Origin of the sequence: Actinotalea ferrariae (assembly GCF_019733465.1) — a bacterium.
GTDB lineage: Bacteria > Actinomycetota > Actinomycetes > Actinomycetales > Cellulomonadaceae > Actinotalea > Actinotalea ferrariae_A.
The window spans coordinates 1-11,423 of the sequence record NZ_JACVQL010000139.1; the positions used below are offsets into that span (position 1 = coordinate 1).

The 11,423-nt window shown below is 75.7% G+C and carries 7 protein-coding genes and 1 pseudogene; 3 read left to right on the plus strand and 5 right to left on the minus strand.

Features of this window, described 5'->3' with window-relative positions:
• Window positions 1-1,103 (plus strand): annotated as a pseudogene (locus ICW40_RS11545) (hypothetical protein); the annotation flags it as partial.
• Between the two features lie 95 nt (window positions 1,104-1,198).
• Here the strand turns inward: ICW40_RS11545 and ICW40_RS11550 are convergent.
• Window positions 1,199-1,963: a glycosyltransferase family 2 protein gene (locus tag ICW40_RS11550; RefSeq protein ID WP_221654082.1), complete on the minus strand. Its 765-nt coding sequence runs from the start codon at window positions 1,961-1,963 to the stop codon at window positions 1,199-1,201.
• 157 nt (window positions 1,964-2,120) lie between these two features.
• Window positions 2,121-2,960 (minus strand): DUF5926 family protein, encoded by an 840-nt coding sequence (locus ICW40_RS11555; protein ID WP_221654084.1) that lies wholly within the window; start codon window positions 2,958-2,960, stop codon window positions 2,121-2,123.
• A 118-nt stretch (window positions 2,961-3,078) separates the two neighbouring features.
• Between ICW40_RS11555 and pgm the strand changes: the two genes are divergently transcribed.
• The gene (pgm, locus tag ICW40_RS11560; RefSeq protein WP_221654086.1) at window positions 3,079-4,785 is read left to right on the plus strand and encodes a phosphoglucomutase (alpha-D-glucose-1,6-bisphosphate-dependent); all 1,707 of its coding nucleotides are present in this window, start codon (window positions 3,079-3,081) and stop codon (window positions 4,783-4,785) included.
• 11 nt (window positions 4,786-4,796) lie between these two features.
• On the opposite strand, the gene ICW40_RS11565 is transcribed toward pgm, so the two are convergent.
• Window positions 4,797-7,589, minus strand: a complete 2,793-nt coding sequence (locus ICW40_RS11565; protein ID WP_221654088.1) for a bifunctional diguanylate cyclase/phosphodiesterase — start codon at window positions 7,587-7,589, stop codon at window positions 4,797-4,799.
• 185 nt (window positions 7,590-7,774) lie between these two features.
• Between ICW40_RS11565 and ICW40_RS11570 the strand changes: the two genes are divergently transcribed.
• Window positions 7,775-9,028, plus strand: coding sequence for an MFS transporter (locus ICW40_RS11570; protein WP_221654090.1), 1,254 nt, complete (start codon window positions 7,775-7,777; stop codon window positions 9,026-9,028).
• Between the two features lie 8 nt (window positions 9,029-9,036).
• Here ICW40_RS11570 and ICW40_RS11575 read toward each other — a convergent pair whose 3' ends face one another.
• Window positions 9,037-9,990, minus strand: a complete 954-nt coding sequence (locus tag ICW40_RS11575; RefSeq protein WP_221654092.1) for a GGDEF domain-containing protein — start codon at window positions 9,988-9,990, stop codon at window positions 9,037-9,039.
• A 78-nt stretch (window positions 9,991-10,068) separates the two neighbouring features.
• A complete protein-coding gene (locus tag ICW40_RS11580; protein ID WP_308121762.1) occupies window positions 10,069-11,208 on the minus strand; it encodes a VIT1/CCC1 transporter family protein in 1,140 nt (379 codons plus the stop codon).
• Window positions 11,209-11,423 lie beyond the last annotated feature (215 nt).

Below are 11,423 nucleotides of genomic sequence, written 5' to 3' on the forward strand. Positions count from 1 at the left end.
CGCGCGCGGTGCTGCACACGCTGCGGACCGCGGGCGTCGTCGTCGGCTCGCTGCCCGTCGCGAGCATCCTCGCCAACGCCGTGCCGTGGTGGCGCGCGGGCTCGCCGGCGTGGGCGCTCACGGGCGTCACGGTGCTGATCATGGCGGTGCTCGCGGCCGCCGCGCTCCTCCCTCGCTGGCGCCGCCCGATCCTCGGGCCCGCGGGCGTCGTCGCCGGCGCCACGGCGGTCGTCATCGCGATCGACATCGTGCTCGGGGCGCCGCTGCAGATCTCCGCGCCGATGGGCGTCCAGCCCGTCGTGGCCGGCCGCTTCTACGGGTTCAACAACACGGCGTTCTCGCTGTTCGCGGCCGCGACGCTGCTGTGCGCCGTCGTGCTCGCCGACCCGCTGGTGCGCGCGGGCCGGCGCCGGCTCGCGGCCGCCGTCGTCGCCGTCGTCGGCCTGGTCGCGACCGTGCTCGACGGCATGCCCGGGCTCGGGAGCGACTTCGGCGGCCCTCCGGCGCTCGTCCCCGGCTTCGCGGTCCTCGCGCTCATGGCGGCGGGCGTGCGGCTGTCCTGGCTCCGGCTCGTCGGCGTGCTGGGCGCCGGTGTCGCCGTCGTCACGGCCTTCGCCGTGCTGGACTGGCTGCGGCCGGCGGACCAGCGCACGCACCTAGGCCGGTTCGTGGACACGGTGATCGACGGCGGCCTGGGCGGCGTCATCGCGCGCAAGCTCGCGCAGAACCTGCAGAACCTCGGTGGCACGTGGCTGACGGTGCTCGCGCTCGCGGGGATCGCCGTCGTCGTGCTCGTGCTGCTGCGGCCGCTCCGCGGCGTGACGACCGCGCCCGACGGCGGCCCGTTCGGCTGGCTCTCGGCGGGCGAGCCGCTGTCGACGCTCGGGAACGAGGCGCCCATGCTGCGACCCGGGCTCGTCGCGCTCGGCGTGACCCTCGGCATCGGGTTCGCGGTCAACGACTCGGGCATCGTCATCCCGGCCATCGGCGTGTCCGTGGCGGTGCCGCTGCTCATCGCCGTCTGCGCGGGGTGGCTGCTCCAGGTCGCGGCGGGCCGGCAGGCGCGCGAGGCGGCGCCCGCCGTCGACGTCCCCGCCCGCTGAGCGATCCGGCTCGGCGCCCCACCCGCTGAGCTGCCCGGGCAGGCAGGACAGCCAGAACAGCCAGGCCAAAGCCGGGCGCAGCCCGGGTGGCTGCCTCAGCGCTTGGTGACGGTGCGCACGGCGCCCCGCAGGCGCCGCGCGTTCACGGCGAGCAGGACGTCGCGGTACTGGGCTGCGCGGTGCATCTGACCGCGAAGGTCCGTGCCCGACGGCCGGTGGCGCAGGTCGCACGGCACCTCGACCGCGACGAACCCCTTGCTCAGCAGGTCGATCGTCATGCCCGTCTCGACGCCCCAGCCGCGCGCGAGCGGCGTCGCGGCCTCGAACGCCTCGCGCGTGAGGCAGCGCATGCCCGAGAGGGGCTGGGTCGGTGTCCAGCCGGTGAGCGACTGGATGGAGCGCCGGGCGAGCCCGACGACGATCCCGCGGCCGCCGGCCCCCGGCTGCGGCGGCAGGAGCGCGATCGCCACGTCGGCCGAGCCCTCGAGCACGGGCGGGATGAGGGGCGCGGTGTTCACGGCCGTCTCGCCGAGGTCGCCGTCGATGAAGAGGAGCAGCCGCGCGGGCCGGTCCTCGGTGTCGCGCATCGCGACGACGGCGGCGCCGGTCTCCATCGCAGAAGCCTTGCCGCGGTTGTGCGAGTGCCGGACGACGACGGCACCGGCCTCGCGCGCGACGTGCTGCGTGGCGTCCTCGCTGCCGTCGTCGACGACGAGGACGAGGTCGACGTGGGGGATGGCGCGGGCCGCGCGGACCGTCGCGGCGATGCGCCGCGACTCGTCCTTGGCGGGGATGACGACGGCGACGCGCTGCTTGGGGGTGGTCGACGACGCGTCGGCGCCTCGACGGCGGGGTGGCACGCGACCACCTTAACGACGGATCGACGGCGCGTCATCGTGGCGCCAGGAACGGGTCAACAGCGAGTCATCCGACGGGCGCGCGCGCAGGTGCGCTCGCGCTCGCACGCCCGCGCTCTGCGCCTGCGGCTTGCGCCTTGCGCCTGCGCGGCAGCGTCCGTCAGCGCAGCGTCAGCTGCCGGGCCACGAGCCCGGCCCGCGCGCGGCGCTCGTTCGCGTCGAGCGGGCCGGAGACGGCGAGCGCCTCGGTGAGCCGGGCCCCGAGCTCCTGGACGGGCCCCTCGAGCTCCTCGGGCTCCGTGCCGGGCGCCAGGTCCCACACCGGCACGAGGATGCCGCACGAGCGGAAGGCGCCGATGAACTTGCCGACGGAGCCCTCGTCGCCGAGGCCCGAGCGGCGCTGCGCGTGCAGCCGGGCGAGCGCGTCGAGGAAGTCCTGCTCGTCGTGCGGCATCGCCCAGCGGAGGTACTCGCGGTCCCCCATGCGCGCCCAGTAGGCCGCGTCGACCGAGCCCAGCCGCCGCGTCGGCACGATCGTCTCGTTCATGCGCTCGAGCGATGCGACGACGTCGGGCGTGAGGTCGGCGTCGGCCGACGTCCAGTAGTCGAAGCCGTCGTGCACGGTGACCTCGAACGGGACGTCCAGGTCGAGCACGTCCTGCAGCCGGGGGCCGGGCTCGGGCAGCGGCGCCGAGGTGATCGGCGTGCCGGCCGGCAGCTCGAGCGCGCGGAGCAGCAGGTCGGCCAGGTCGCGCGACGCGTCGCCCGACCCCGCGTGCTGCTGGAGCGCGAGCATGATCGTGCCGTCGCCGCGGTGCAGCGCGGGCCAGGCCATCGGCAGCACGGTGGTGACGACGACGTCGCGCGCGCCGTGCTCCTTCGTGGTGCGGGCGGTCGCGGTGGCCGCGGGGACCACCTCGCGCATCGCCACCCAGTCGGGCTCACCGGGCAGACCCTCGAAGGGACGCAGCACGAACTCGACGGTCGCTCTCCTGGCCATGGCCGACGAGCCTACCGGCCGGCTGCCGGCGCTGCGTGCGGGCGGTGCGGCGTGCCCGGCGGCTGCTGGGTGCCGGGTGGTGCTGCGTGCGGGTGGTGCGCGGTGCGAGGATCGGCCCATGCACCCGCGCGCCGGTACGCCCGCCCTGCCCGAGGACCTCATCGACGTGGACGCCGTGGTCGGCGCCTACTACGACAGGACGCCCGACGTCGCGGACCCGTCCCAGCAGGTCGCGTTCGGCACGTCCGGGCACCGCGGCTCGAGCCTCGACGCGGCGTTCAACGAGGCGCACATCGTGGCGATCACGGCCGCCATCGTCGAGTACCGGCGGAGCCAGGGCACCGACGGGCCGCTGTTCCTGGGCCGCGACACGCACGCGCTCTCGCAGCCCGCGTGGCAGACCGCGCTCGAGGTGCTCGCCGCGGCCGAGGTCGAGGTGCACGTCGACGCCCGGGACGGGTTCACGCCGACGCCCGCCGTCTCGCACGCGATCCTGCTGCACAACGGGGCCGGCACGGCCGAGGGTGTGCGGACGGTCGGCGGCACGGGGGGCTCCTCGGGCACGGGCCTCGCGGACGGCATCGTCGTCACGCCGTCGCACAACCCCCCGCGCGACGGCGGCTTCAAGTACAACCCGCCGCACGGCGGGCCCGCGGGCTCGGACGCGACGGGCTGGATCGCGAACCGTGCCAACGAGCTGCTGCGCTCGGGCCTCGCCGGGGTGCGGCGCGTCTCGGTCGAGACCGCGCTCGCGGCGCCGACGACGCGCAAGCACGACTTCATGTCCGCCTACGTCGCGGACCTGCCGAACGTCCTCGACATCGACCTCATCCGCGCGAGCGGCGTGCGCATCGGCGCCGACCCGCTCGGCGGCGCGGCCGTCGAGTACTGGGGCGAGATCGCCGAGCGGCACGGGCTCGACCTCACCGTGGTCAACCCGCGGGTGGACCCGCGGTGGGAGTTCATGACGCTCGACTGGGACGGCAAGATCCGGATGGACTGCTCGTCGCCGTCGGCGATGGCGTCGCTCGTCGAGGGCATGCGGCCGGCCGCGGACGGCACGACGGCGTTCGACGTCGCGACCGGCAACGACGCGGACGCCGACCGGCACGGGATCGTCACGCCCGACGCGGGGCTGATGAACCCGAACCACTACCTCGCCGTCGCGATCAGCTACCTGTACGGCGGCGCACGTCCGGGCTGGTCGCCCGACGCCGCGATCGGCAAGACGCTCGTCTCCTCGGCGCTCATCGACCGGGTCGCGGCCGACCTCGGCCGGCGCCTGCTCGAGGTGCCCGTGGGCTTCAAGTGGTTCGTGCCCGGGCTGCTCGACGGCTCGGTGGGCTTCGGCGGCGAGGAGTCCGCGGGCGCGTCCTTCCTGCGCCACGACGGCACCGTGTGGTCCACGGACAAGGACGGCATCATCCTCGCCCTCCTCGCGGCCGAGATCACGGCACGCACCGGCCACTCGCCGTCCCAGCTGCACGCCCAGCTCGTCGAGCGGCACGGGCAGTCCTGGTACGCGCGCGTCGACGCCCCGGCCACGCGCGAGCAGAAGGCCGCGCTCGGCTCGCTCCGTCCCGAGCAGGTCACCGCCGAGACGCTCGCGGGCGAGCCGATCACCGGCCGGCTCGTCGAGGCGCCCGGCAACGGCGCGGCCATCGGCGGCCTCAAGGTCACGACTCCCGGCGCATGGTTCGCCGCGCGGCCCTCGGGCACCGAGGACGTCTACAAGGTCTACGCCGAGTCGTTCGTCTCGGCCGAGCACCTGGCCGAGGTGCAGGAGGCCGCCCAGGACCTCGTGACCCGGACGCTCGCCGGCTGAGCGGCGGGCCGTCAGCGCACCGCGGTGCGCAGGCTGTCGTGGAACTGGGCGGCGGGGACGGGCCGTGACCACAGGTAGCCCTGCGCCGTCGTGCAGCCGAGCATCTGCAGCGCCTGCGCCTGCTCCTGCGTCTCGACGCCCTCCGCGACGAGCTCGAGCCCGAGCGAGTCGCTCAGCCGCACGAGCGTCGTGACGATCGCCTGGCTGCGGACGTCGTCGAGCATCGCGTCGACGAACCCGCGATCCACCTTGATCATGGTGATCGGCAGCTCGGTGATGCGGGTCAGCGGGCTGTAGCCGGTGCCGAAGTCGTCCGCGGCCAGCGCGATGCCGTCGGCGCGCAGCCGGCCCAGGTCGTGGAGCAGCGCCTCGCTGATCGTGTCGAGCTGGGTCTCGGTGAACTCGAGGACGAGGCGGCCGGGCGCCAGACCGGTCTCCGCGAGCACCTCGTGCACCACCTCGACGAACCCGGGCACCTCGAGCTGACGCGCCGAGACGTTGACGTGCACCGCGGGCGCCGGGCGGCCCGGCGGCTCCGGCCAGGCGGCCGCGAGCTCGCACGAGCGGCGCAGCACCCACGTGCCGAGCTCGGGCATGAGGCCGGCCGACTCCGCCACGTGCAGCCAGTGGTCCGGGCCGACCACGCCGCGCTCCGGGTGGTTCCAGCGCACGAGGGCCTCGGCGGCCACCGGCCGTCCGTCGCGGAGGTCGACCACGGGCTGCATGTACATCTCGAGCTCGCCGCCGGCGAGCGCACGGCGCAGCTCGCCCTCGGTCTGCGCGACCCGCGCGACCCGGGCGCGGTGCTCGTCCGAGAAGACGACCGCACGGCGCTTGCCCTCGGCCTTCGCGGCGTACATCGCCGCGTCGGCGTCGCGCAGCAGCGCGTCGGCGGTCGCGCCGGGGGCTCCCCACGCGATGCCGATGCTCGCGCCGACGACGACGGGCTGGCCGTTCGCGACGACCGGCGCGGCGAGCGCGGCGAGCAGCTCGGCGGCGAGGGCCTCCGCCTCCGTGCTGTCCGCCGCGTGGGGGCGCAGCACGATGAACTCGTCGCCGCCGAGGCGAGCCGCGACGTCGTCGGGCGCGAGGACCGCCTCGATGCGGCGCGCCACGTCGACGAGCACCCGGTCGCCCTCGCTGTGGCCGGCCGAGTCGTTGACGTCCTTGAAGTCGTCGAGGTCGCAGAAGAGGACCGCGATCCCGCTGCCGTCCCCGGGCAGCGCCGCGACCGCCTCGTCGACGCGCTGGAGCAGGAAGGCCCGGTTGGCGAGGCCCGTGAGGCTGTCCTGCGTCGCCTGCGCCGTCAGCCGCTCCTCGGCGGCCCGGCGTGCCGTGACGTCGACCATCTGCGCCACGAACAGGTCGTCGCCCGCGCTCGCGGACAACGGCGAGAGCGCCACCTCGATCCAGCGCGCGCCCAGCGCGCACGTGAGCGAGATCTCGCCGCGCCAGCCGTCGAGCGTGCCGGCCGACATCTCGGCCGAGCGGGCCAGCACGTCGCTCCGGTCGTCGGGGTGGAGACGGGCCGTCCACGAGCTCCCCACGAGCGCCGCTCCCGGGGCGGGGTCGCCGTCGGTCGGGTCGCCGTGGGCCGGGTCGCGATCGGTCGGGTCGCCGTGGGTCGGGAGCTCCGCGAGCAGTCGTGCGGCGACGTCGTTGAGCTCGACGACGTCCAGCCCCGCGCCGCTGTGGTGGCCGGGATCGTCGACCTCGGGGTGGTCGCCGCCCGGCCGGCACCGCCGCAGCAGCACCATGCCGAGCAGGGCGTCGCTGAACCCGCGGCGGAACAGCCGCTCGCTCGCGGCGACGCTCTCGAGCGCCGCGCGCCGCTGCCCCACCGTGACCACGAGCGGGACGGTGACGAGCGCGCACACGAGCAGGTAGGCCTGGATGAGCGAGGCGGTGAGCGTGCTGTCGGCGCCGGTGTGCACCGCCATGTGGCCGCCGCCGTACCGGCTCGACCACGTGACGACGACGGCGACGAGCACGAGCTGGGCGCAGACCGTGCGGACGCCGAGCCGGACGGCACCCCAGACGAGGAACGGCATCGGCAGGAAGGTGAGCGGAAGCTCCTGGCCCGGCGCGAACGTCAGGACGGTCACGACCAGCAGGGACGTCCACTGCACGACGGCCTCGGGCGGGCGGCCGGGCGCACGGGCCCCCGCGGAGCGCATGGCGAGCGGTGCGACCACGAGGATCGCCGCGCAGTGGCTCGTCATCACCGTCCCGGCGGTGCTCAGGAAGCCCGCGCCGGTCTCGAGCAGCACCGTGAGGCCGGCGCCGACCCCCATGACGAGGGCGCCGACGAGGGTCGCGGCGAGGAGGCGGAAGAGGTCCTCGAGGCTCGCGAGCCGCGGAGGGCCGTGGCGACGGACGAGCAGCGCCACGACCAGCGGCTCGAGCGCGTTGCTCAGGCCGAAGCCGAGCGCGGCGGGCCCGTGGCGGCCGACGACGAGGTTCGCGGCGCCGCTGGCCACGACGACCACCACGGTGACGAGCCAGAGGCGGTCCCGCGGCGCCCAGAGCATCGCGACCACGGCAAGTCCCGCGGCGGGCCACCACGCGGCGACGTCGGCCTGCGCGTCGATGGGCGTGGCACCCAGCGCGAGCAGCGCGAGCACGAAGGTCGCGAGGGCGAACAGGGCGAGGCCGACGGGGCCGTAGACCACCGACGGCGCCAGGAGGCGGCGCCGCCCGGCCGACGCGGCGAGCGCGACGGGCGACGGCGGCACCCGCTGCGGCTCGCCGGGCAGCACGGCACCCGGTCGGTCCTGCACCCCGGGCTGCCCGGTGCGCCCCACGGAGCCCCCTCCCTGCAGCCGTCGCGAGCGGCGCCCCCGACCGGCCGTCCGCGCTCGGCCGTCGGCGCGCTGATCTTTTCACGGTCCGGCGGCGCGCGTGCTGTGGCGCCGGGGTGAAAGTCACACGCGGGATGACTCCCCGGGTCCCGGCGCGCTGCGGCCGCTCCGCCTGGGAGACTGGGCGCATGCTCCAGCCGTACCGTGCGGTTCTCGCGCGCCCTGGTGCGGCCATGTTCTCCGCCGCCGGGGCGCTCGCGCGGCTGCCCATGTCCATGGTCGGCATCGGCATCGTGCTCATGGTGTCCGAGGTCTACGGCTCCTACGGCCTGGCCGGACGCATCTCGGCGGTCCAGGTCATCACGCACGCGCTGGTCTCGCCGCAGCTGTCGCGGCTGGTCGACCGGTACGGGCAGGCACGCGTGATGCGGCCGGCGGTCGCGCTCACCGCCGTGGGCATCGTGGGCCTCGTCCTCCCCGCGCTCGTGCGGGCCTCGCCGCTGTGGCTGTACGCGGCGGCGGTGCTCACGGGGGCCGCCGGGGGCTCCGTCGGCGCCCTCGTCCGCGCACGGTGGTCGCACCTCCTGCAGGACCCGCGCGAGATCCACACGGCGTACTCGCTCGAGTCCGCGCTCGACGAGCTCGTGTTCATCGTCGGCCCGGTGCTCGCGACCCTGCTCGCGACGGGCGTGCACCCCGTCGCCGGCCTCGTGGTCCCGGCGGTCGCGGTGCTCGTCGGCGGCACCTGGTTCTTCTCGCAGCGCGCCACCGAGCCGCCGCCGACGGTCCGCGAGCCGGGCGTGCGCCACCGGCACGTGCTGCGCTCGGGCGGCATGGTCGTCCTCGCGGTCGTCTTCGTCTGCATCGGCGCGATCTTCGGCGCGACCGACGTCGCGACCGTGGCGTTCGCCGAGGAGGAGGGCAACAAGGGCGCCGCCGGCCTCATCCTCGCCGTCTTCGCGGCCGGGTCCATGATCTCGGGGCTCGGGTACGGAGCACGGCACTGGGTGAGCCCCCTGTGGCGGCGCTTCACGATCGGCACGGTCGCGCTCGCCCTGGGCGTCGGGCTCTTCTTCCTCGTGACGAGCCTGGCCGTGCTCGCGGCCGTGATGTTCGTCGTGGGGTTCGCGATCGCACCGACGCTCGTCAACGGCAACGGCCTCGTCCAGCAGCTCGTGCCGCGCGCCCAGCTCACGGAGGGCCTCACCTGGGTCGGCACGTCGCTCGGCGTCGGCGTCTCGTTCGGCTCGTCGATCGCCGGCGCCCAGATCGACCGCGCGGGCAGCCACGGCGGCTTCCTCGTGGTCGTCGTCAGCGGGGCGCTCGCCGTCGCGGCGGTGCTGCTCTCGATCGGCACCCTGCGCCGCGGCGAGGCCCGGTACGTCGCCGCCCTCGCCCGCCCGGCGCAGACCGACGCACCCGCGGACCCCTCGGCCGCCTGACGCGCCGGTCAGGCGGAGACGGCGAAGCGGTTCCGGCCGTCGTGCTTCGCGCGGTACATCGCCGCGTCGGCGCCGCGGAGCAGCGCCGCGGGGCTCGACGTCGCGTCGTCCGTGAGGACCGCGCCGACGCTCGCGGACACCGCGATGCTGTGCCCGTCGACGACGGCGGGCGCGGCCAGCGCCGCGACGACGCGGCCCGCGATGTCCTCGGCGTCCGCGTCGGAGAGCACGCCGTCGCACAGGACGACGAACTCGTCCCCGCCGAGCCGGGCCACCGTGTCCTGCTTGCGGGCGATCCTCTGGAGCCGCTGCGCCACGTCGGCGAGCACGCGGTCACCCACCTCGTGCCCGTAGGTGTCGTTGACCCGCTTGAAGTGGTCGAGGTCCACGAAGTAGAGCGCGATGCGGCTCGGGTACCGCTCCATCCGCACGAGCGCCTGCGTGATGCGGTCGGTGAGCAGGTACCGGTTCGCGAGGCCGGTCACGGAGTCGTGCAGCGCCTGGTGGGCGAGCGCGCGCTCGGCCCGCTTGAGCTCGGTGACGTCCCGGGAGGACGTGAGGACGCCGACGACGTCGCCCGCCGCGTCGAGGTCGGGCGCGAGGCGCGTGTGGAAGAACGCCTCCTCGCCGTCCGGCCCGGGCCCGCCGTAGTCGAGCTCGGTGGGCTCGCCGGTCTCGAGCACCGTGCGCAGCGCCGCCTCCCACGCGGTGACCGCCGGCTCGGGCATCCCGGCCTCGCGGTCGGTGCGGCCCTCGAGCTCGGCGAGCGACAGCCCGCGCATCCGCTGACCGGCGGGGTTGAGGTAGCGGAAGCGCAGGTCGGCGTCGTACCGCGCGATGGCGTCGGCGGTGCCGTCGAGCACCGCACGCAGCTGCGCCTCGACGCGGCGCAGCTCGGCGTGGGCGTGCTGGACGTCGGCGTGCTGGGCATCCAGCACGAGGCCCACGGCGTCGTCGCTCATCGTCCTGCCACCTCCGATCTTGGTCGCCGCGCCGACGCTACCGGTCCGTACGGCGACGTGCGCGGTCCGACGGCGTCCTCATGCGACCGTCGTCCCGAAGAGCATGCCGAGCCCGTACGTCACGGCCGCCGCACCGGCGCCGATGGCCAGCTGGCGCAGTGCGCGCCGTACGGGCGGCCCGCCGGAGATCAGCCCCACGACGGCGCCCGTGCACAGCAGCGCGACACCCACGGCGACGGTCGCGACCACGAGCGCCGTCGTCCCGTCGAGGCCCAGAAGGAACGGCAGGACGGGCACCGCGGCGCCCGAGGCGAAGAAGCAGAAGCTCGAGAGCGCGGCACCGACGTCGGACCCGACCACCTCGTGGTCCTCCGTGCCCTCCGCGCCGAACGCGGTGTGCGCCGTGTGCCGCGTGATCGGGGCGTGGCCGCGCGGGCGTCCCTCGGCCTCGCCGTGGTGCGCACCGCCGCCGGCGAGCGCGATGTCGATGAGCACCTCGTCGGCGCGCCGTCGCGCCTCGTCGGCGTCCATGCCGCGTGCGCGGTACACGAGCTCGAGCTCGTTGGCGTCGACGTCGAGGTGGGCCAGGGCGTGCCCCGCCGCGGCGCTCGGGGTGGAGGCCGCGAGCAGCTCGCGCTGCGAGCGGACGGAGATGTACTCGCCCGCCCCCATCGACAGGGCGCCCGCGAGCAGCCCCGCGAGCCCCGTGATGAGCACCGTGTGCTGCGGCGTGCCGGCCGCCGCGACGCCGATGACGAGCGCGAGGTTGGAGACCAGGCCGTCGTTCGCACCGAAGACGGCGGCCCGGAACGTGCCCGAGAGCCGGTTGCGGCCGCGCGCGGCGAGCGCCCGGACGACCTCCTCGTGGATCCGCTCGTCGGCCGCCATGGTCGCGGTGGCGTCGACGTCGCGCTCGTAGGTCGCACGCGCCTCGGCGCGCTGCGCGAGGGCGAGGACGAAGACCGAGCCGAAGCGCCGCGCGAGCCAGGCGAGGATGCGGAAGCGCACGTCGCCGCGGTGCGGCGCGCCGACCTGGTCGCCGAGGAGCTGCTCCCAGTGGGCGGCGTGCCGGCCCTCGGCCTCGGCGAGGGCGAGCAGGATCTGCCGCTCCTCGCCCGTGCGGCGGCCGGCGAGCTCGCGGTACACGGCGGCCTCGGCACGCTCGTCAGCGAGGTGCCGGCGCCATCGACGCAGGTCGGCCGGGCTGGGGTTGCGCACGGCTCCAGCGTGCCACGACGCGCCGGACGCCGACGGCGCGTCCGTCGTCGGGCTCACCTCAGGCCGCGGGCTCGACGCGCGTGCGCAGGCCGACGTCGTGCAGCAGGTCGAGCGCCGCGCGGTGCTGGTTGAACGTGTAGAGGTGCAGCCCGGGGGCGCCCGCGGCGAGCACGCCGGCCGCGAGCTCGGCGCCCAGGGCGCGGCCGACCGCGACC

Coding starts and splice junctions, on each gene's coding strand:
- ICW40_RS11570 (WP_221654090.1), top strand. CDS start 7,775: ATGCTCCAGCCGTACCGTGCGGTTCTCGCGCGCCCTGGTGCGGCCATG.
- ICW40_RS11555 (WP_221654084.1), bottom strand. CDS start 2,960: ATGGCCAGGAGAGCGACCGTCGAGTTCGTGCTGCGTCCCTTCGAGGGT.
- ICW40_RS11575 (WP_221654092.1), bottom strand. CDS start 9,990: ATGAGCGACGACGCCGTGGGCCTCGTGCTGGATGCCCAGCACGCCGAC.
- pgm (WP_221654086.1), top strand. CDS start 3,079: ATGCACCCGCGCGCCGGTACGCCCGCCCTGCCCGAGGACCTCATCGAC.